Source organism: Nostoc spongiaeforme FACHB-130 (assembly GCF_014698475.1).
Lineage (GTDB): Bacteria > Cyanobacteriota > Cyanobacteriia > Cyanobacteriales > Nostocaceae > Nostoc_B > Nostoc_B spongiaeforme.
The window spans coordinates 18680-41283 of sequence record NZ_JACJTB010000026.1; the positions used below are offsets into that span (position 1 = coordinate 18680).

Genomic DNA, 22604 nt, shown 5'->3' on the forward strand with positions numbered 1-22604 from the left:
CGGTTCGTTAAAAAGAATATTTTTCCATAACTCAGACAGGATTGCTGCTTTAGTTATAATCAAACTGAGTAACATCTAAATTTAGATGAGATAATTTTTGTCAAGTGTCATACAGTCAATTTACTATAGAAACTGTCGAAACCACTTTTGGCATTACCATCAGGGAATCTGTGGGTATATTTGCTGACATACCTGCCATAGAATATAGCGATTTTTTAGCACAAGCACTTAAAAAATATATACCATTAGCTTTAGCGATCGCCACTGAAAAATCTCGCTCAGAATTAATTTTGACACCAATATTAGTAGAACTAAAAGAACAATTCCAAAATCAAATCAGCTTGTTTTCTGGACGTGAATTTAACGTTAGTCCCGAAAAAGGTTTAAGTGGTTTTTGTGATTTTCTTATTAGTAAATCCCCAGAACAAATAATTATTAAAGCACCTGTGGTTGCCTTAGTAGAAGCCAAAAATGATAACATCCAATCTGGATTAGGTCAGTGCATCGCTGAAATGGTAGCCGCACAATTATTTAATCAGCAGAAAGGTAATGTAATTGAAAGTGTCTATGGTAGCGTAACAACAGGAACTAACTGGAAATTTATGCGCCTCACTGGTCAAGTAGTAGAAATTGATTTAAATGAATATTTCTTAAGCGATGTGGGTAAAATTTTAGGTATTATTAAAAGCTTTATCGAGTCTAATAATTAGTTTAAAAATACAAATTAATGAAACAAAAATTTGATTACCCTAGTTGGTTATATCAACAGCTTATTAGTAATTCCTTACCTTGGGAAGAAGGAAAAAAATAAGCTTTAGCCAGTTCCATAAGAAATATACACTGCATGATTCTCATTGGATAGGCATATTTTATGCTGTAGGATACGAACAAGCTGTAACCTTAGCTATTGAATGGGATTCTGTATGGTTGCCTGAAGAAATTAAAAAACGTACTACTAATATAATAAATAATTTGCTTTATTTGTTTATTAGACTGACAGGTGTTGAACAGATAGATACAACTAATTATTTTGATGTTGGATATATTTGCAGAACAATATCTAGTAGTGAATTTGAAGAAATAGAAAGCAAAAATTTCTTAGCTATTGATGATGTCTTCGGTGGACAAGTTAACATTATTTATCATGGTGAAGAAATCTTCTTAGCAGTGGCTAAAGATAAGACTATTTTAGAGATTTAAACTACACAGTAAATTAACATAATTCTTCAACATAGGCACTCGTTAAATTATACCATCGCTTCAATAAATACAAAAAAGGCGAGTATAAAACCCGCCTAAAAAATAATTGTATTTATCAATCGCTGACTAATTACCAATTGTTGGCGCATTCAATGAAAGCTTTGGTGCTTCCTCTTTTTCCTGTGCCAAAGTTGGTACAGAATCGCGCAATCTTGCTGTCAATTGTACGGTTGTAGCGTCGTAAATTTGAGTCAGCAATTTAGGATAGAAACCGATACCAATAATTGGTACTAGCAAACAAGCAATGATAAAGACTTCGCGGGGTTCGGCATCGATAAGTTTCTGGTGCGAAACCAATTCTTCGTTTTCTTTGCCGTAGAAAATTTCCCGCAACATTGATAGTAAATAAATTGGGGTTAAAATTACACCCACTGCCATCAAAAAGACTACGATAACTTTGAAGGTAGAGCTATAAGCATCGCTAGTGGCAAAGCCCACAAATATCATTAATTCTGCTACGAAACCGCTCATTCCTGGCAATGCTAAAGAAGCCATTGAACAGGTAGTGAACATAGCAAAAATTTTCTGCATCCGCTTACCAACACCGCCCATTTCATCCAGCATTAGGGTGTGTGTGCGATCGTAGGTTGCGCCAACTAAAAAGAACAAACTCGCCCCAATTAAGCCGTGAGACACCATTTGTAATACTGCGCCACTCAAGCCCAAATCGGTGAAGGAGGCGATACCGATAGTCACAAAGCCCATGTGGGAAATTGAGGAGTAGGCAATTTTGCGCTTGAGGTTACGCTGGGCAAAGGATGTCAGGGCAGCGTAGATAATGTTCACTACCCCTAAAATTATGAGAACTGGGGCAAAATACGCATGGGCATCGGGCAGCATTTGGGCATTCATCCGAATTAAGGCATAACCGCCCATTTTCAAGAGAATACCAGCCAGTAACATGTGTACAGGTGCTGTAGCTTCACCGTGGGCATCTGGTAGCCAGGTGTGTAGAGGAATGATGGGTAATTTGACGGCGTAGGCAATCAAAAAGCCACCATAGAGTAACAGTTGGAAATTGAGGGCGTAATCTTTGAGGCCGAGGGAGTGCATATCAAAGGTGACTGTATCGCCATAAAAGGCCATCGTCAACGCACCGACCAAAATAAACAGCGAACCGCCAGCAGTGTACAAAATAAACTTGGTCGCTGCGTATTGCCGCTTTTTACCGCCCCAAATTGCCAACAGCAGGTAAACCGGAATCAATTCTAGTTCCCACACCAAGAAAAACAGCAGCATATCCTGAACAGCAAAGACGGCAATTTGTCCGCCATACATCGCCAGGATTAAAAAGTAAAATAGCCTGGGTTTGAGGGTGACAGGCCAAGCTGCTAATATCGCCAGGGTAGTAATGAATCCAGTCAAAATAATTAGGGGCATAGATAAGCCATCTGCCCCTACTGACCACTTCAAATCTAGCTGTGGTACCCAGGCATAACTTTCAACTAGCTGCAAATCTGGGTTAGAGAAGTCGTACCCGGTATAAAAGGCGTAGACAATCAGCGCGAAGTCTATCAGCCCGACAATCAGGGAATACCAACGCACTGTTTTACCATCTTTATCCGGGATAATCGGAATCAAGAGTGATGCCGCAATCGGCAAGAGGATAATTGTCGTCAGCCACGGGAAATTAGCTGTATTCATCACAATTTGTCTACAATCAAAATCATGTTTATCAAGGAAGCCCTAGCTATTAAGTAGCAGCTTTTTGGGGATTTGGCATTCCTTGTTAGGTTGATTTAATTAAGTGGACAATCCCCATTTGTGGTTGTGGTAGTATTTTTTAACTTTAGCGGTGACTCAGTATCGGTGAGAATACCCGCTTTCAGCCAGCAGTTTATCTAAAATTTTAGGACTGCGATCGCACCATCTCAGAAAAATTCGTAATTCGTAATTCACAATTCGTAATTAAGACTGTTGGCAAATTCAACTCTCTAACTCTAAGTGAATGGGAATTGTAATGATAAATTCAGCACCCTTTCCCGGAGAGGAAATACATTTTAAAGACCCTTGATGTCTGTTAGTAATAATTTGGTAACTAATAGACAAACCCATCCCTGTTCCTTTACCTACAGGTTTACTTGTAAAAAAGGGATCAAATATTTTTTGTCTAACTTCATCCGACATCCCCGCACCATTATCGATGATGCTGATTTTGACTTGTGTGGAATTTGGCATAGCTGTACGAATGTAAATAGTTGGTGTTAGCTGCTGGAAATTTTCTTCTAACGCATCAATCGCATTAAGTAAAATATTCATAAATACTTGGTTGAGTTGCCCCGCATAACATTCAACTAAAGGTAAATTGCCATATTCCTTAATGACTAAAATCTTGGGTCTATCTGTTTTAGATACCAGACGATGCTCTAAAATCATTAAAGTACTATCCAGACCCTGATGTATATTCGCAATTTTCAAATCAGATTCATCCAGACGAGAAAAGCTGCGGAGAGAAGCGACAATCTCGCTGATGCGATTTGCTCCAACTGTCATTGAAGAATAAAGTTTCGGTAAATCTTCGACTAAAAATTCTAAATCACAATTTTCAGCTTCTTCTTTAATTTCTAAGTCTGGTTCTGGATAATGAGATTGGTAAAGTTTCAGTATGTTGAGCAAATTTTGAGTATATTGATAGGCATGTTTGAGATTGCCAAAAATAAAACTCACTGGATTATTAATTTCATGAGCAACTCCCGCAACTAGTTGACCCAAAGAAGACATTTTTTCAGTTTGAATCAGTTGCAATTGTGTATGTTGCAACTCCTGTAACGCTTGTTCTAATTCCTTGGCTTTTTCATTAAGTTCTGCTTCTGCTTGTTTACGCGCAGTAATATCATTACGAATGGCTACATATTGTTGAGGTTTGCCTTGCTCATCTAATAAAGGCACAATTGTCGTATCTACCCAATAATATGTGCCATCCTTCGCCAAATTTTTCACTTCGCCTTTCCATACCCTTCCCTGACTAATAGTTAACCACATCTCTTGAAAAAACTCTTGGGAATGATAGCCAGAATTGATAATTCTATGGGTTTTACCAATTAGTTCTGCTGGTTGATATTGGGAGATTTGACAAAACTTATCATTCACATATTCAATCATCCCTTTATTGTTAGTTACGGCAACAATCGATGATTGGTCTAAAGCAAATTTGATATCTGCTAATTCTTTGAGCGATTTTTTGAGCGTGATTTCTGCTTGTTTACGCGCAGTAATATCATTACGAATGGCTACATATTGCTGGGGTTTACCTTGCTCATCTAAAACAGGTACAATTGTTGTATCTACCCAATAATATGTCCCATCCTTCGCTAAATTTTTAACTTCTCCTTTCCATACACTGCCTTGGCTAATAGTTAACCACATCTCTTGAAAAAACTCTTGGGAGTGATAGCCAGAGTTGATAATTCTGTGGGTTTTACCAATTAGTTCTGCTGGTTGATATTGGGAAATTTGACAAAACTTATCATTCACATATTCAATCATGCCTTTGTTATTAGTTACAGCAACAATCGATGATTGGTCTAAAGCGAATTTGATATCTGCTAATTCTTTCAGGGATTTTTTGAGAGTGATTTCTGCTGGTTGCTGGGCAGTAACATAAGTATTTTTACGACTTGTAATATCCTCAACAATGGATAAAACACCAGTCACATTTCCTTGACAATCAAATACAGCAGTATGATGCCACTCGCAAGTAATCATTTTGCCATCTTTAGTGAAATCCTCATTGGTACAGTAATTTCCCCCATGTTGCTTGAGTAATGCAGTCATTAACTGATTTACATCTTCTCTAGGAATACTAGGTAAGAGAATTTCCCGAATATGAAGGTTGAGTACCTCTGGTTTACTGTAACCAAAAATACGTTCAGCCGCAGGATTCCAGTCTAAAACCTCAAAATCTATATTCCACTGAATGATTCCTAATGGATGGTATTCAACCAACGCAAATAATTTCTGCTGAGTATCTTGAAGTGATTTTCGTGTATTCTCTAAATCTGCTATGAGATGATCTCGCTGCTGACAACAAGTCGGTAGCTCTTGATACTCAGATTCAAGCAACATAGTGATTAATCTCCAGCCCAGTTAAAAGAGGGAAAACAAGTAAATTGTGATGTTCTTAGTATTAATATTGCCCAAATAAGTCTGGGTAATTTACTTGCGTGGTGAAGACTGTTGATTAATATCACATGACTTACACACCAAAATTATTTGTAGGGATTAGGTGTAGGGTAGTCAGTTGCTTATCTTAAAACCCCCGTAGGTGGGTTTAGTTCCTATAGCACTAGACTTCAGTCTGAGGGCTATGTGCTTGTGTAGCGAAGACTATTGAGGATTCCAAGCTATCAAAGTTTAGCTTGATGAAATAAATCATTATCCAATCTGATATATCACCAAATATTAGCTTATCTGTAATAATTTGTATGATTTTGCAGTTCTAGTTTTCTTAGCTCGTTAAACTTAAAAAATAAAAAAATAATTATATTTAGTTCGCATTAAGACTATCCGTAGCGTAGCACTAAAAGCATCATATCAGGTGAGTTAAGAGCGGGTATTGCTGACATTGAGTTAAGCAAATTTTGACGATCCTAACTCACCCGATAGACTAAATCAATTATTTAGTTGTTAACTACGCTTTCTTTTCTTGCACTAAAGCATTAATTTTAGAATTAATAGCTTTTAATACATCTTTGGTTTCATCGATTGTTAGATTTTCACCTTTGGACACTTTGCCCTTCAAGCTTCTGTAAGAGGCAATTGATGAATCAAAACTTTCAGTTGATGCGCTTGGATCAGCGACTAAAACATCTTTCTTTTCTTGTACTGCGGCATTAATTTTTGCGTTAATAACCCCTAAAGCTCCTTTGATTTCATCGGTTGTCAGGGTTTCATTTTTAGAAACTTTGCCCTTTAAACTTCTGTAAGACGCGATCGCAGAATCAACATCTTGAGTTTGTGTACCAGCATCAAAGGCAAGATACTGTGTAGCTCCAAAGTCTACAGAAACAGCAAGAGCGTTAGGTGGTGTTAACAACAAACCGCAAACTGTAACTAGCAATACCAGTGAGTAAGCAACAAGATTTTTCAGAGATGTAAAGAGTTTCATTTTTTATACTCTCTATGACAGTAAGATTACCCCACGCATACTAAAGCCATGTCTGGAAAATACATCAAAAATTTAATATATTTTTAATAAAAAAGCATATTATTCGGACTTGTATACTGTATAAAGCAAGTATCTTGTGTATTGACGTAAATCCGTTGTTTCAGGCTTTAATCAATCTTCTTTGATTAAGTGCGTAGACCTAGACCGCCGTAAGCCTCGCTAAAATATCATTCAAAAATCCAGCTATCAGCCTGTAAGCCTACCTGTTATTTCGGCTTTGCTGTCAATATCTAAGTCTTGATTATTAAGACTTACACACAAAGATTGTCTATGAAAACTGGGTGTAGGGATTTGGAGGTTAAATATTTTGGATACATACACATACCAATTTACTCAGGGAATGCCAAATAAAAAGATATACCATCACTGTGTAAGAAAAATATCCTCTCTCGAAATTTGATTTTGCCTGCGATCGCCTAGTCTAACCGGAGTATTGCTCAAAATCTCTGATGCTGCTCAGTTATTCTTAAATTGACCTGTGCATAATTCCTGACTAAAAAAAGAGCCTAAATTTTAGACTCTCAATGATAAAAAAATAATTCACATCTTGCACCAAGCGACTGGAGTCGCGTTTCATCTTACACAAAGATAAAACCCTTGATGTTAGGTTAGTCCGCGCAGGCGGACTTTGTTTTTATAGCCGAGCCAGTGCGTTGGGCGGCTTTGCCGACTTGAAGCAACTGGCGTGCGAATTCCATTCGTCGGGGCTAGGTGCTGTTGAGGGCGGACAGTCGCCCACCCTAAAAAATCAGGTAATCCCAAAAACGATCACTAAGCCCAAAACTGCACCAAACACAATCAAGGCATAGAATTGAACGCGACCATTTTCTAAATATTTCAGCCCTTCGCCACTGACTAGGGTGAAAAAGCCTGTGAGGTTAACAGCACCATCAACAACGCGGAAGTCAACTTCCATGACTTGTCTAGCTAGGCGACGCAAGCCGAGGACAAAGACACGATGGTAAATGTCATCAAAGTACCACTTGTTGAGGGATAGCTCGTACAAAGGCTTAATTTTAGCAGCGATCGCAGCAGGGTCAATTTTCCGTTGTAAGTACATCAAGGAAGCCAAGGTAATCCCAATCAAGGAAATTCCCACAGAAGCCCCCGCCATAATATAAAATTCCGTCGGCTCAAATTCGGCGGCTTTTTCTAAAACTTCTGCGAGAGTTTCGTTGGGTGAGTAAATAAATTCCTCGAAATAATTAGCAAAGGGAGTTCCCACCAAACCAATCAAAATCGAAGGTACAGCCAGCACTAATAATGGCAAGGTCATCGTCCACGGTGATTCATGGGGTGAGTCGCTTTGATGACCATGAGAACCATGATGGTCTCCTGTTGCAGCTAGTTCACCATGTTTCATCGCCCCAGGGCCAAAATTCGGGGCTGGTTCTTCAGCTTCTAATTCGAGGATGATTGTAGCGGCTTTCTTAAGTTTGGCTTTGATTTTCTCGTCAGTACCCCGGAATTTGCCTTCAAATGTCATGAAATACATTCTGAACATATAAAAAGCAGTGATTCCCGCAGTTAGCCAGCCAATGATCCACAAAAATGGATTAGCAGCAAAAGCCTTACCGAGAATTTCATCTTTTGACCAAAAACCTGCAAACGGAGGCATACCAGAAATTGCCAAGCAGCCAATCAAAAAGGTAATGGCTGTAATGGGCATATATTTCCGCAGTTTGCCCATGAGTCGCATATCTTGGGCTAAAGCGGGGTCATGGCCAACGACTCCTTCCATCCCGTGAATTACAGAACCGGAACCCAAGAACAGCATCGCTTTGAAGTAAGCGTGAGTCATCAGGTGGAATAAGCCAGCACTGTAAGCACCTACGCCCATCGCCATCACCATGTAACCTAATTGGGAAATGGTGGAGTAGGCCAAGCCTTTTTTGATGTCGTTTTGTGTAATCGCAATTGTCGCCCCTAAAAATGCTGTAAATGCCCCAGTAAAGGCAATTACGTTCATCGCGGCGGGGACATGTTCAAACACAGGGTACATCCGGGCTACCAGAAATACACCTGCTGCTACCATTGTGGCGGCGTGGATTAAGGCAGAAATCGGTGTCGGGCCTTCCATCGCATCTGGTAGCCAGACATGGAGGGGGAACTGGGCTGATTTAGCAACAGGGCCGAGGAAAACCAAAATCGCAAACAGTACAGCGAGGAAATTGCTGATTGTTCCCGATTGCACCAGTTGCGCGAGGCGATCGCCCATGATATGAAAATCAAAGCTACCGGTTGCCCAAAACAGACCTAAAATCCCCAATAATAAGCCAAAGTCACCAACGCGGTTGGTGACAAATGCTTTTTGACAGGCATCGGCTGCTGACTTGCGATCGTACCAAAAGCCGACCAGCAAGTAGGAACACATCCCTACCAGTTCCCAGAAGATATAAATTTGCACTAAGTTGGGACTGACCACCAGACCCAACATTGAGGAGCCGAATAAGCTCAGATAAGCGTAAAACCTTACATATCCTGGATCATGTGCCATATAGCCATCGGTATAGACCATGACTAAAAAGGCTACGGTTGTCACAATTACCAGCATAAGGGCTGTCAGGTGGTCAATTGTGTAGCCCATGCTCAGGTGAAAATTCCCTGCTGCTGCCCATTCCAAAGTCCGCAGATAAGTCGGGTGTCCTTGAATTTGACTCCACAGCAAGGCAAACGACAAGCCCATCGCTGCTCCCATCAAGGAGATAATCAACGCAGCATTGAGTTGCCGCAGGCGGTTCGTCACCTGATTGATCGAAATTAATCCCAAACCGACCAGCATAGCCCCTAAAAGAGGGAACACCGGAATCAGCCAGGCATATTCATAGATTGCTTCCATCACTGACGCATAATTTGAGAATTCTTGACTAGCTTAGGACAGTTTTGCGGTGACTGTCTTCCGCAGGCAACTGTCCTGGTCGGAACTGTTAATAATTGTGACACACACCCCTGATGATAAAATACCCCACCCAAGGGTAATTGGGCGGGGTAATTAAGCATGGTTTTAGATTTGGCTGAAGTCAATAGCATCTTTTACTAATGATCATCAACTATTGACCATTGACAAATAATTTATATTATGCAGTCCGACATTCTAAATCGGCTGTTTGGGAGTGGTTGTATGTTTTAGAAGAGTTGGTATAGGTGAGCTTGATTTCTTCTAGAGCCAGACGTAAATCGTCTCTGCCACGAAAACCTTCTAGGCGATGTCGGATAATGCCGTTTTCTACTAAAAGTAAAGTGGGTAGTGACTTGAGACGATAAGTATTGGATAGTTTGAAGTTTTCATCTGCATTCACTCCCACCAATTTAATTTGCTCCCCGCATTGAGATTTAAATTGCAATAACAAAGGGTGGATGATACGGCATAGGCCGCACCAAGGTGCTTCAAAATTAACTAAAACAGGTACTGGAGATTCTAAAACTTCTTGAGTAAATGTCCGCTCACTAACCGACAACACCATGATGCCTCGAAAATTATAGGGTTTTAATATCAAACTAGCTATCAGCAGGAAGAATTGGCAACTTAGTCAGCACCTAATCTATGAGTCAGCATTCAGGATTTAAGATGATTAAAAAATTAATGCCGCTTTGATTTTAACTCTGATAAAAAAGCCAGCACGACTTTCACGGTGGCCTTTAGATTTTTTTAACTCCTGATTGCCGCTTTCATCGAGGGTGTTGAGAAGACTGTGCCATGAAAATCTCAACCAAGACTTATGACCAGCGACTTACCACTATATGAAGATCAAACTGGTTCAGCTTCCCCCCACTGACAACTATTTGATTTGATCCTACATTGATTTGGCAGCAATTGATAAGCCGAAATTGGCATTTACGCAATTTTTTGTTGATAGTTGGGATCAGCAAAAATCACAATTCTATTTTACTAGTTGCTACAATCAACAGTGGATGTAACCACCACAGTAGACCAACAAAAATTGCTACTCCTAAATAAGCAGGGCGGATAAATTCTTGCCATTTCAGAGACTGACGACCATCAAGAATAGCTTGGAAAGGGATGATGGAAGTTCTTTGTTTGACAAGTTCAAAAGCTTCGCCGTAGCGTTGGGATAAGCGGCGATCGCCATGCCAAACTCCAAATAAGTGATGTAAGACTAATCCCAAAGATGTGACCAAAGTAAAGCTTGTCCCTAACCACAGCGTATGGGCGACACACCAAATAATTTGCCCTACCATCTGGGGATGACGGGTAATACGGATAATCCCAGTTTCATACAGATGAACTTGGGGCTTTTGAATAGCAGCAATTTCTAGTAGATTGAAGGTGGCAGGATACAAAAACACAAACGAAATTGCTGACAACACCCAAACTACAGCTTGTATTCCTGGGACTCCTTGCACCTGCCAGAGTTGCCAGCCGTCATAACGATGGTTAAAAAAGTAAGTAATTAGGATGACAGCCAACGGTAAACTAACTAATGCAAACAAAATGCGATAAAGCCTTGCTCCTATGTGCTTCTCAGCCAATGGACGTAGAGCAGCCCCGCCACTGTGGGCGATCGCAAAAGCAAATTGTAACCCCAACATGACAAAATGACTGGGAGTAAACAAAGGATTAGGCATCGTAGACATGGGTGAAGTTATTTAAACAAAAGTTAATACAGTACAACCAATAACACAAAGTATTCAACAGGGGACTTGCGCGAAGATGCAGTAGTACTGTTTTTTTCGAGCCAAGTCTTCCGATTTGCAGATGGAATAAATCATTTTTTACTTTTTGGTGATCAAATCCGATGTATTGCCAAAGCTGCTCCTTTCAAAGTTTGTGGGTTGAACCTTATGTCTGACCTTCCTTTCACTTTAGATCAGTTACGTATCCTGAAAGCGATCGCACAAGAAGGGAGCTTCAAGCGTGCTGCTGATAGCCTGTATGTCTCCCAACCTGCCGTGAGTTTGCAAGTGCAGAACCTGGAACGGCAACTAGATGTCCCTTTATTTGACCGTGGCGGCCGTCGCGCCCAATTAACTGAAGCCGGACATTTACTTTTAAGTTACGGCGAAAAAATCCTCAGTCTGTGCCAAGAAACCTGTCGCGCCATTGAGGATCTGCAAAATCTCCAAGGTGGGACTTTAATTGTCGGTGCATCTCAAACCACAGGTACTTATTTATTACCCCGGATGATTGGGATGTTTCGCCAAAAATATCCTGATGTGGCAGTGCAACTGCACGTCCACTCGACTCGCCGGACTGCTTGGAGTGTCGCCAACGGCCAAGTTGATTTGGCCATTATCGGCGGGGAAATTCCGGGTGAATTAGCCGAATCTTTGGAAATTATTCCTTACGCCGAAGATGAATTAGCACTGATTCTGCCAGTGTTCCATCCCTTTGCTAAACTTGAAACCATTCAAAAAGACGACTTATATAAATTACAATTCATCGCTTTAGATTCCCAGTCCACTATTCGCAAGGTCATCGATCAAGTACTAGCACGCTGCGAAATTGATACCAGACGTTTCAAAATCGAAATGGAACTCAATTCCATCGAAGCCATCAAAAATGCTGTGCAGTCAGGCTTAGGGGCTGCTTTCGTCTCAACATCCGCGATCGCCAAAGAACTCCAAATGGGTGTACTGCACTGTGCCTCCATTGAAGGTGTGACCGTCAAACGCACACTCTGGCTGATTTTTAATCCCAATCGGTATAGATCCAAAGCCGCAGAGGCATTCAGCCAGGAAATCTTACCCCAGTTTGCTACTCCAGGATGGAACCAAGACCTGATAAAATTGTCACACAAAAAACTAGTAGTAAATACATTCGATGTAGCAACACCCAGTTCCTCTGACGAGGGCTGATACTTGTCAATAGTCAATAGTCATTAGTTAAGGGCTACAGGCTATTGACTATTCACTGTGGACTATTGACTAAAAACTAACATGGAAGCTTACTGCACTCGTCCACGCTGCCCCCGCCCAAAAAATTATTTTGCCGACCTAGATGATGTGTCAACCTTAAAAACAGCGCAGCAAAAATATTGCGCTACCTGCGGTATGCCACTCATCCTTGATGGGAGATATATGTCTACCAAATTACTGGGTCGGGGAGGATTTGCCTCTGCCTTTCTCGCACGCGATCGCCGCATTCCAGGAATTCGCGCCTGTGTAGTCAAACAGTTCCAGCCTGCGGGAGACATTAGTGCTAATCAACTGCGAATCGCTCAACAATTGTTTGAAAGAGAAGCAGATGTCTTAGCCGAAATTGGCCGAGAACACGAACAAATCCCAGAACTCTACGCTTTTTTCCAAATTACTGTTCCTAGTTTTACCCAACCCAATCAAGAAGAACAGTTTTTTTACTTAGTTCAAGAATATATTGATGGTCTGAATCTTGAGGAAGAATTAACCCAAAAGGGGAAATTTTCGGAAGCAGAAATTTTATATATGTTGCAGGAAATTCTCAAAATCCTCAATTTTGTCCATGATAAAAATATTATTCATCGAGATATCAAGCCATCAAATATTATGCGCCGCCAAGATGGGAAATTATTTCTCTTAGATTTTGGTGCAGTCAAGCAAGTTACCAATGTGGCATCAGGGACAGTCGCATCATCAACGGGAATTTATTCGGCCGGATTTGCCCCCCCAGAACAAATGACAGGAAATCAAGTATTTCCCTGTACAGATTTATATGCCTTGGCTGTGACTGCTGTGACTTTACTCACCGGTCAACCAGCCCCCCAGTTATTCGACCCACTAATTAATCAGTGGACTTGGCGATCGCATGTGGATATTGACCCCCACCTCGCCAGTGTTTTAGATAAAATGCTGTTGCCTGCTGTCAGTCAACGCTTTCAATCCGCCGAGGAAGTACTAAAAGAACTTTTTCCGCAGTTCATACCTCCAACTACACTCACAAACACACCAACTCAACCGCCAGTTATACAGCCACCTGCAACTTTTTCGACCACAGAGTTATTATCAGGGGCTGCTGTAAGCGGTTTTGAAGGCGCATTAATAGCGATTGCTCTATCTAGTCTGATATCACCCATGATCGCTTTCACTATTGCCATTTTGATTTTGAGTGGGATGATTTTTGCTCAAACTCGACGCTGGATTAAAACCAAAAATTTATTGATTGTGGCAGTAATATCCTTTGCGATCGTTCTTTTTGTTCCTGCCTTGCAAGCAGGAATGAATATTCAACAAATTGTAATATTAGGAATTACTGGCAGCTTAATAGCTATTGCTGTAACCACACTATTTCAACTTATATATAAATTACTGTCTATGATGTTTTAAATGGAACATAGTAAAATACTAAATTTCTTGTGTTGCCAATAATTTCAGGAATCTAATCTCCGTACTGTGTAGAATATTTCGTACCAATAAAATTGCAACTGGGAAATTAGAGTTTAATCAAACTTTAACCTAGAGTTACCCATAAAATGAGAAATTACTTTCAGGGTAAGAAAACTACACCACCAACTATGACACAACAACATAGAACTAACGAAACTAAAGTTTTGGTTCTAACACTAGCAATCACCTTGGGACTAGTAGGTGGTTTGTTGTGGTGGTTTTCTCATAGCTATGGCATCAAAGCCAATTATCTCAATAGAACAAGGGTAGAAACACCAAATACTGATACCTTCTCGCAAATACCTGATGTCCCGACGGGGTTATTTAGTTATGGGGGTAGCACTACTTGGGCTCCGATTCGCCAGCAGGTAGATTCAGCCGTGGCCATTGTCTGGCCGAAATTTCAACTACGTTACACCGAGCCGATAGAAGCTGCACCCGGTTCAGGAACAGGAATTAAGATGCTGCTGGGTAATCAATTAGCATTTTCTCAGTCTTCCCGTGCGTTGAAACCAGAAGAAAATGAAGAGGCGAAAAAATTGGGATTTACACTCAAAGCAGTTCCAGTAGCAATTGACGGAATTGCGATCGCAGTTCACCCGAATCTCAACCTTCCTGGCTTAACCCTCACCCAGCTAAAAGACATCTACACAGGTAAAGTTAATAATTGGGAACAGTTAGGTGGGCCAAAATTACCCATAACACCATATTCTCGCCGTCCAGAAGATAGTGGCACCATTGAATTTTTTGATGAAAACGTCCTAGCTGGCGAGAAATTTAGTAGCAACGTCCAATTTATCGACACTACCACTAAAGCCTTAAAAGAAGTAGCCAAAAATCCTGGTGCAATTTACTATGCTTCCGCACCAGAGGTAGTCGGACAGTGTAGCATCAAAACCTTACCCCTAGGTAAACAGCCAGACAAATTTATTGAACCTTACAAAAAACCTTATATTCCCTTAGATAAATGTCCACAACAGCGTAATCAACTGAATACCGAAGCATTTCAAACTGGCGAATATCCCATCACCCGACGCTTATTTGTCATTGTTAAACAAAATGGACAAAGGGATCAGCAAGCAGGTGAAGCTTACGCTAACTTGTTGCTGACAGATCAAGGTCAAGAATTAATTGCTAAAGCTGGATTTGTCAGACTTCGCTAATCAAGACTGGCTATCTATACAAGTAAAAATGACAATTGGAGCCTAGGATTAGGCTCCAATTCTGGGAATTAATTAACCGTATTTCCACTGCACCACTGATAACAACAAGACAGACAATGGCACTGAAAAAGTCTTGGGTAATCAATACTTTCGACTCTAATTGTGGGTTTTTGAGATCATCCAAACTTGATCGAAATTTAGCTGATCTTTATGACTGGAATCTACTACACTTTTGCCTTAAACAAGAATTATCTTCATTGTTTAACTTAGTTCCTGTTGTTGCCAGGCAAACAAAATCATCAACAAGTTCTCTACCAAGAACTATTATTTTTCCCTTGTGAGTATCTTGTACAAGAAAAAACTTCACACAAAGGCCTTTTTATCCAGAAAATACCCGATTACGCACAATCTGTTTGTGGTGGTCAAACAGATTGGTCAAACACAACAGTAAGGAGGTGTTGCTGCGCCAACTCACTGATGACTGATCGGGGTCAAGTTCTGATAGATGCCGTTACAGGAACTCTTATAGCGTCTTAGCTTGCTCTATTAATTGACTCTGCTGGCAAGCAAATGAGATTATCTCCTTGAGTGAGGATTAAACCTCTTTGACGCAATTTGCCCATTAAGCGGGTCACAGTTACACGAGTAGAGCCGATCGCACTACCAATTTGGGCATGAGTAAGGGGGAAAGGCAAACAATAGCCCCGAATCACATCGGGATCAGTTTCGCTCATTGCGGGTTCACCATATTCCTCAATTAACAATGTAAGGAATCCTAAGAGGCGGTCAATTGTGCGCCGCTGACCCAAAGCACTCAACCACAACAACTTACGCTGATGCTGATACCTAAAGGCATCCATAACCTCGCGCCGGAAGTGAGGCCAGTTGTCTAAATCATGCCAGTACATCCACAGCACCGCAGTTTGGTCAACATGGGCATATGCCTGGAGGGTGAATGGTGACTGAGCCACAATTTCAAATGGTTGTCCTGCTCCCACAAAACCCAAGAAGGCTTCTTCTGGAGTTCTGTTAATGCGTCGAGATGTTAACTGACTGGCAGTAGCACTCACTTGAGCGGTACCTACCATACGGATCGCACCTCTTTGCACCAAATACAGCAAACCAGGTCTAGCTGGAATGCGCTCATCTTTGCTAAAGGTGCGGCAACGATAGTGTTCTTGAGCCCAATCAAGAATACGTTGCCAAGTCAAAAAGGGGCGTGATGCCTCAGAAAAGGAGGATGGAGATTGCATAGGTAACAAAGAGCGTTCGGCTGAAGACAAAGACGTCATAAAACAAGGTGCAAGGAGTGTCTTTGTGTTGACGGGTAGGCTTAACGCCTAACAGCGCCAGCCATCCAAAGAGTAGAGAGCAATTTAGCGCCTACTCTTTTGTTATACTTCTTACTGTACAATGATGGTAGTAAAGTTTACTTACTATTCATAGAATATTTATTAAATTTTATGGTCTTCTCATTTTTCTTTATATAGATAAAACTTATATCTCAAGGAAGATGGCAAGCCACTGTTGGAGAAATAATCAAAAGCTGTTCTTATCAGATTAAGTGGATTATTGGTTAATAACAAGCAATCAGCCATCAATTAAGCAGTTATTAAATGCTTGGTCTCTGGAAACACTCAGTGATTTTACTAGTGCCGAAAAAATACAGTTTAAAGAAATAAAAAAAAATCATCTATACAAAGATAGAGATAATAAAAAAATCTTGTATATCTCAGGAGTGGCGCAGCAGTTAGCAAAATCTCATAATTGCACTGCTATGGACATAGCTAATACTCTTGTCCCTAGATTCTTAGCGACCAGTGGCGACGTTTTTATGGTTACAATTGTTCCACCTGGTTGGATTTATTTTGAATTAAAACCAACATATTTGGCAAGTTGGCTACAAAGCTGGGTTATGGGGTGCAGCGAACAACCAGGAAAGATGGGAACAGAAAACACAACTCCCAAATTTAACAATCACAACCCATCCCAGATATTTGCTATTCAATACGCTTATGCAAGATGTTGCTCATTAATCTTGCTAGGTCATCGTGAGAAATTAATTAAACTGCGGGAACCTTTACCAGATACAAGTACAACATTATGGCAACCAGTATCTCAAGAACCCATACCTTGGTTGAATCATGAGAACCAACTTTGGCTGCATGACTCCACAGAGAGGGATTTACTGGCTGAGTTAGTGGAGGTGGTGGACGACTTAGTATGTTCTGAGATTGGTGATGCAATTCACTGGCAAAAAACCGCTTGGAAGTTGAGTCAGGCTTGGGAAAAACTTTGGTGTCAGTGTCGTATTTGGGGCGATGTAAAAATTAATTCACCGGAATTGGCTCAATCTCGTTTGGGTTTGGTCATAGTGACCCAGCATTTGCTGAGATATTTACTAGTAGAAAAACTAGGAGTTGCTGCTTTGTGGGAGTTATGAACTCATCGTTTTGTATGGAAGCGACAGCAAAGAAGGCAGAAGTTGAAAGGCAGGAGGTTGAATAATTGGATTTATGAAACAAATCAATATACTGGATCAGGCTTCTTTCCTACTCCTGTAAGGGCGAGTTGATGAAGAATTTAGTGTACCCACAGATTCATTGAGTAAACCCGCTTCTACCCATTCGCTATCTATCCAACTAGATTCGGAAATCAAACGGGATTCCTAGAATTTATGGAAGTTAGAAAGTTGCAGTTTATCAAAACAGCTACGCAATTTTGCTAGAAATGAGCGGGCTATTCATCAGTATTGTTTCTGAGGAAAATATAACGGTTTTTATCATAGCTATTGACTCATAAAAGTAGTTCGACTATACTTGCAGTTGTGTGAGGAGCGAACCAGCAAGAGCGCCGAGACGAAACACGGCCAGTCGTCGGCGCTCTTTCTGATTTCATAATGTAAAAAAGTTTAAACAGTCTGCTTTAAGAAAGTAAAAATTTTTGGATGGCGATCGCAACTCCATTTTTCTCTACACTGGGGGCTATCCACTGAGCGATCGCTTTTACTTCCGTGGGTGCATCGCCCATCGCTACACCAATACCAGCGTATTCCAACATTTCTACATCATTAAAGTTATCACCAATAGCCATAACGTTATTTCTTTGCAAACCGAGAAGTTCTTCAGCAAAATAACGTACAGCCGCACCTTTATTAACAGCAGGATTTGTGGCTTCAAAAAAAGTAGCTACAGAAGTTGTGAGGTAAAGTTCTGCGGGTGTATATTGGCGACGCAAATTTCCTAATAATTGGCTAATTGCTTCTGTGTCATCACACAAAGCTAAAATTTTTGTTGGTTCATATTCAATTAAAATTTTGCGTAAATCACCCACAGCAATGGGGATAATTCCTGAACGTTGTGCGTAAATTTTAGTTTCTCTAGTTAACTCCCGGACATAAAGTTGATCATTAATGTAAAAGTGAATAGAAAGCAGCGATCGCCACTGGGGTTGTTCAAAATAGTCTAGTAATTGGTATGCGATTTCTCTGGCTACAGGTAAGTGATAGTGGATTTTTTGGTTAGTTGGATCTTGAATCCAAGCTCCCTGATAAGCTGCTAATGGCAGGTTAGAGCGAATTTCTTGATGAAAACGTAAAGCAGAACGATACATCCGCCCAGTAGCAATTGCAACATGAATACCTTTGGCTTGAGCTGCGGCGATCGCTTGCTTAACAGGTTTGCTTAAAGAATTGGATTTACCTGCGATCGTACCATCGATATCTAAAACTAGTAACTTAATGTCTTGTGTAGGTAGAGCTTGATTTTTAGGTGATGCCATATACATAAATTTTTAATCTCTGAACTCCCAGTATGAGGGTAACAGGCATTGGCACAATCTGATTCAGTCAAAATAATTAAGCTAAAACACATCTAAATTCCTTAAACACACAACAACTTATCAACCAAAATAAAAAACCCAGACTTTCGGTCTAGGTTTTCCACAGTTAAATAAAAGATGATTCTGACAGTAATGATCGACATGAAAACGGTCTAACAGATGCACAACTGTGTAATTAATGCAATGTGCTTTTTGGTGATTAATTGATATTAATCAATTGAATCAGGTAAGAAGACTCACCTATTTCTACCAATTAGTTAGACGCTTTGAGCCAATTTTTTCTGCGTTGGGACATTAAACCAATTCCTGCTACTAAGCCAAGACCAATTGCAGCAGATGGTTCGGGTACGGCTTTGGGGTCATAGTCGTATGTGACAGTTAAACCTGCGGAGGCATAAGTGTTAATTCGAGAGTCGAAGTTGCCTGAACCTGTAACTCTAGAGTCGGCGAATGCCTTGAAAGTAAAGTCTGCTGTTCCTGTACCGAGGAAATATTGGAAAAATTCGTCGCTACTGGCGATTGTTTGTGTTTGTGCTAGAGTAGCACTCAGTCCACTAACTGTCCTGCCTGAAGCACCACCGAAATCACTAATTCCATCAAATCTAGCTACTTGGTAAGTATAAGACTGGGTTGGAGTGACATTAAATCGCTCTACGCCTGCTGGGAGTTCCAAGCTCAACTCACCTGCAAGGTCTACTAAAACAGTGGCTGCTCTGCTGCTTCTGTTTTCAAAAGCTGCATCTCCCTTCAAATTACCGACAAAATCAATAGTTACACTTTTGAGAGTACCTAGTTTTGAGTTGAACTTGTTAACACTGATGATATCTTCAATATCTGTCTTGTAGAAACCATCAGCTGACACTGGTGTACCATCTGTAGGCTTGTATTGGTATTGAGTAGTGTAAGAAAGAGAAGCTGCGTTTGCTGCGCCTGCGGTGGCTACGATACCTGCCAAGGTGGTCGCTGCTGCTAGAGTTTGAAATAGTTTTGTTGTCATGGAAATTTATCTTCTCAAACTGGATAAACGCAAGATTGCTACATTATTTCTAACTTGTAATTTTTGGTTGTCGGCTTGCTAAATCTACCGAAATTTATGTAAAGCTTTGATTATGAAAAAACTTGCATAAATCCACCTTTGAGAAGCATAGATAAAGTTTTGTTAAGGTTGGCAAATTAGATGGAGACCTTGGTAGAGCCTTATTGGACTATCAAAAACCATCAGAAGTTTTGTCAAATCAAGACTCTTTCAACTCAGCAAATGTTCAGATATCAGGTAAATTTCCTATACATCAAGTTATTTATTGAGGATATATGCACTGTTAGTATGATGAACATAAAAGCTAGTGTGTATTTTTAAAATTTAAAATTTCTATGAGTGTAATTAGGCATTATCTATGATTTACTGATGAACTGCATTTCATAGGCAAGTGTGAAAAAGCGAGTACTGTAATGACTCTGCACTTAGCTCTTTCATATTAGAGGTCGATTAACAAGCGCCACAATTGTAGATAAAGGGACTTCAGAAAAGTACTGTTGCTGAAATTGTTCTTCACTGACTGCGTACAGAAATTGAGTAACGGCTGTATCTGCTAGATTGGGTGAAATTGTTTGAGAATTTTGGCTGATTTGTAAATAACGGTCTTGTCTGGTAGCTATAAATCCGCAATGTTTCAAAGCTTTGATGCCTAGTAGTAAGCTGCGATCGCCTATGCCTAATTTTGTTAGTAGTTGTGTGCGGGTAACTAGCTGCTGTGTACGACTCAGATATTTAGCTATGCCAACTAGAGTCTGCCAAATTTCTTGCGGTGGTTGTAGATGAGGTTTAGACCAAGCCAGGGCTAATTGTTGATGATTGTAAAGAGAGCGTTGCCACCAAATGCGTATTTCATCCCAGCTAGTAGGGCATTGTTCCAAGATAAGTGGGGAGTTGGGAGTTGGGAGTTGGGAGTTGGGAGTGGGTAGATTGCGCCAGTCAAGGATTTGTGTTGAATATTGTTGACTGAGTTCTGAGTCATTGCTAGGGCGGACGGCGATTAATCTGATTTCATAGCGTTTTTTGAAACTGTTGTAATCTAATTCGACGATGCAATCAGATTTGCCTACAGGTAATTCATCTTTATAATGCCCCCACCACACGCCAGGAAAAGGATTTTTAGTAGAGTCATCCCGAATATCAAAATCAGTTTTAATGTACTGTACTTTTTTTCCTTGCCAGTCTTGCTGATTGCGATGCCAAGCGTTTTCAAACCAGCAGTTCTGGATGAGGAGTTTTGGAACTGGGTTTCCCATCCCGCAAGGTTCTAGCAATTTTAGTTCTAAGAATAATTCTTTACCCAAGTCTGCTACGGTAACTTTTAAATCTGCCTGAACTGTAGGCATCAATTCTGTACTACCCAAAGATTGCCGCAACTGCTGATTAATTGCTTGGGTAAATAAAGGAATATTCTCGACTGGTAAACTCAAACCCGCAGCGTAGGGATGTCCACCAAAGCGATGTAATAAATGTGCTTGGTCTTTGACTAGTTGATATAAATCGACAGAATTAATGGAACGGGCTGAACCTCTTGCTAGGGTGGGAGTAGGGAGTAGGGAGTGGGGAGTGGGGATGTAATCCTCCTTGTTTGTCATCAATTCCTCATTCCCTTCTGTGCTTAACAAAATTGTGGGGCGGCCTGTTTCTTGGGCTACTTGTCCGGCGACTAAGCCTAAGACACCGGCTGGCCATTGGGGATCTTCGAGGACGATGACGCTGGTTGTTGATAAATCTAATTGGGTGAGTTTTTGGGCTACTTGGGTTTGGACATCTTTTTGTAATGACTTGCGGCGAGTGTTGGCAAGTTCTGTTTCTTCCGCCAATTGATTGCAGTGTTTGGCATCGCGGCTAGTCAGTAATTCTACGCAAAAACTCGCATCGCCTTGAATGCGGCTAACTGCGTTGATGCGCGGCCCTAAACCAAAGGAAATATCTGTGGGGCGATCGCCACTTTTTTGGCACAATTCTAATAATCGCCCTACCCCTGGTCTGCGTCGCGCTGTTGGTGGTTGTTTAAAGTCTGCTTGTAAACGTTGGATTCCCAACTGTGCTAAGTACCGACAATCTCCTTTGAGTTGTACCAAGTCAGCAATTAACCCGACTGCGACTAAATCTAATAAGTTTTCTAGTGCATCTTGCGGGACATTGGGCAGAGTTTGATAAAAGGCTTCTACCAACTTGTAAGCAACTGCTACCCCAGAAAGATGAAATAACGGATGTTCGCTTGGTAAATAACGGGGGTTAATAATTGCTGTAACTGGTGGACGTTGGGCGGGTAAGGTGTGATGGTCTGTAACAATGACATCTATACCTAACTTTTTAGCATATATAATCTCATCAATATTTGTGCTACCCGTATCACAAGTAACTATTAATTTAAAATTTTGTTTTGCTAAATTCTCAATTCCTGAATTATTCAGTCCGTGAGATTCTCTGAGACGATTGGGAATGTAATAAGTTAACTGTGTATGTTGCTGAAAAAATTGCCCCAAGCCATCCCATAAGACCGCAGTGGAAGTAATACCATCAGCATCAAAATCTCCCCAAATCGCCACTTTTTCACCAAGCTTACGTGCTTGTTGTAATCTAGCTACTGCTAGGTGCATTTCTTCCCCAAATTCAAAAGGACTAGCAGGTTGATAAGTTTGATAGTTAACAAAAGCTGCTAGTTGTTGAGAATCTTGAATGCCTCTTTGCCACAATAATTGTGCTGCATATAATCCACTCGATGTAGGTGTGTACTGCTTTACTGCTGCAATAAACCAATCTGGAGGTTGTTCAGTAGGTGCTAAAATCCACTTCATTGGTCATTGGTCATTTT

Annotated in this window: 16 protein-coding genes; 6 read left to right on the plus strand and 10 right to left on the minus strand. The window is 40.7% G+C overall.

Annotated features, from left to right (window positions below; translation table 11 throughout):
* Nucleotides 1-104: 104 nt before the first annotated feature.
* Together H6G74_RS18595 and H6G74_RS18600 are read left to right on the plus strand one after the other, a co-directional pair.
* Complete coding sequence (locus tag H6G74_RS18595) at nt 105-710, plus strand: hypothetical protein (RefSeq protein WP_190969084.1); 606 nt, start codon at nt 105-107, stop codon at nt 708-710.
* A gap of 79 nt (nt 711-789) precedes the next feature.
* A complete protein-coding gene (locus H6G74_RS18600) occupies nt 790-1200 on the plus strand; it encodes a hypothetical protein (protein WP_190969085.1) in 411 nt (136 codons plus the stop codon).
* Between the two features lie 126 nt (nt 1201-1326).
* Here the strand turns inward: H6G74_RS18600 and ndhD1 are convergent, their stop codons facing one another.
* The 6 genes from ndhD1 to H6G74_RS18630 all read right to left on the minus strand — a co-directional run bounded on the left by ndhD1 (nt 1327) and on the right by H6G74_RS18630 (nt 11023).
* Nucleotides 1327-2904 (minus strand): photosynthetic/respiratory NAD(P)H-quinone oxidoreductase subunit D1, encoded by a 1578-nt coding sequence (ndhD1, locus tag H6G74_RS18605; RefSeq protein ID WP_190969086.1) that lies wholly within the window; start codon nt 2902-2904, stop codon nt 1327-1329.
* Between the two features lie 282 nt (nt 2905-3186).
* Nucleotides 3187-5325 carry a PAS domain-containing sensor histidine kinase gene (locus H6G74_RS18610; RefSeq protein WP_242051276.1) on the minus strand — a complete coding sequence of 713 codons (2139 nt, stop codon included), beginning with the start codon at nt 5323-5325 and terminating at the stop codon, nt 3187-3189.
* A gap of 565 nt (nt 5326-5890) precedes the next feature.
* Nucleotides 5891-6367 (minus strand): NAD(P)H-quinone oxidoreductase subunit 4, encoded by a 477-nt coding sequence (locus tag H6G74_RS18615; RefSeq protein ID WP_190969087.1) that lies wholly within the window; start codon nt 6365-6367, stop codon nt 5891-5893.
* 808 nt (nt 6368-7175) lie between these two features.
* Nucleotides 7176-9266 carry an NAD(P)H-quinone oxidoreductase subunit 5 gene (locus H6G74_RS18620; RefSeq protein ID WP_190969088.1) on the minus strand — a complete coding sequence of 697 codons (2091 nt, stop codon included), beginning with the start codon at nt 9264-9266 and terminating at the stop codon, nt 7176-7178.
* Nucleotides 9267-9504: 238 nt separating this feature from the next.
* A complete protein-coding gene (locus H6G74_RS18625; RefSeq protein WP_190969089.1) occupies nt 9505-9891 on the minus strand; it encodes a thioredoxin family protein in 387 nt (128 codons plus the stop codon).
* Between the two features lie 409 nt (nt 9892-10300).
* Nucleotides 10301-11023: an NnrU family protein gene (locus H6G74_RS18630; RefSeq protein ID WP_390849969.1), complete on the minus strand. Its 723-nt coding sequence runs from the start codon at nt 11021-11023 to the stop codon at nt 10301-10303.
* 207 nt (nt 11024-11230) lie between these two features.
* On the opposite strand from H6G74_RS18630, the gene H6G74_RS18635 reads away from it, so the two are divergent.
* The 3 genes from H6G74_RS18635 to H6G74_RS18645 all read left to right on the plus strand — a co-directional run bounded on the left by H6G74_RS18635 (nt 11231) and on the right by H6G74_RS18645 (nt 14910).
* Nucleotides 11231-12244: a LysR family transcriptional regulator gene (locus H6G74_RS18635; RefSeq protein ID WP_190969090.1), complete on the plus strand. Its 1014-nt coding sequence runs from the start codon at nt 11231-11233 to the stop codon at nt 12242-12244.
* 81 nt (nt 12245-12325) lie between these two features.
* The gene (locus tag H6G74_RS18640) at nt 12326-13687 is read left to right on the plus strand and encodes a serine/threonine-protein kinase (protein ID WP_190969091.1); all 1362 of its coding nucleotides are present in this window, start codon (nt 12326-12328) and stop codon (nt 13685-13687) included.
* A 188-nt stretch (nt 13688-13875) separates the two neighbouring features.
* A complete protein-coding gene (locus H6G74_RS18645; RefSeq protein WP_190969092.1) occupies nt 13876-14910 on the plus strand; it encodes a PstS family phosphate ABC transporter substrate-binding protein in 1035 nt (344 codons plus the stop codon).
* Between the two features lie 533 nt (nt 14911-15443).
* On the opposite strand, the gene H6G74_RS18650 is transcribed toward H6G74_RS18645, so the two are convergent.
* Entirely contained in the window at nt 15444-16202 is a 759-nt protein-coding gene (locus H6G74_RS18650; RefSeq protein ID WP_017654928.1) for a Crp/Fnr family transcriptional regulator, read from the minus strand.
* A 542-nt stretch (nt 16203-16744) separates the two neighbouring features.
* On the opposite strand from H6G74_RS18650, the gene H6G74_RS18655 reads away from it, so the two are divergent.
* Entirely contained in the window at nt 16745-17353 is a 609-nt protein-coding gene (locus tag H6G74_RS18655; RefSeq protein WP_242051277.1) for a glutamate acetyltransferase, read from the plus strand.
* A 482-nt stretch (nt 17354-17835) separates the two neighbouring features.
* On the opposite strand, the gene H6G74_RS18660 is transcribed toward H6G74_RS18655, so the two are convergent.
* From H6G74_RS18660 to H6G74_RS18670, 3 genes are all read right to left on the minus strand, one after another.
* Entirely contained in the window at nt 17836-18696 is an 861-nt protein-coding gene (locus tag H6G74_RS18660) for a Cof-type HAD-IIB family hydrolase (RefSeq protein WP_190969094.1), read from the minus strand.
* 307 nt (nt 18697-19003) lie between these two features.
* Nucleotides 19004-19747 (minus strand): choice-of-anchor E domain-containing protein, encoded by a 744-nt coding sequence (locus tag H6G74_RS18665; RefSeq protein WP_190969095.1) that lies wholly within the window; start codon nt 19745-19747, stop codon nt 19004-19006.
* Nucleotides 19748-20220: 473 nt separating this feature from the next.
* Nucleotides 20221-22587 carry a single-stranded-DNA-specific exonuclease RecJ gene (locus H6G74_RS18670; RefSeq protein ID WP_190969096.1) on the minus strand — a complete coding sequence of 789 codons (2367 nt, stop codon included), beginning with the start codon at nt 22585-22587 and terminating at the stop codon, nt 20221-20223.
* Nucleotides 22588-22604: the final 17 nt, after the last annotated feature.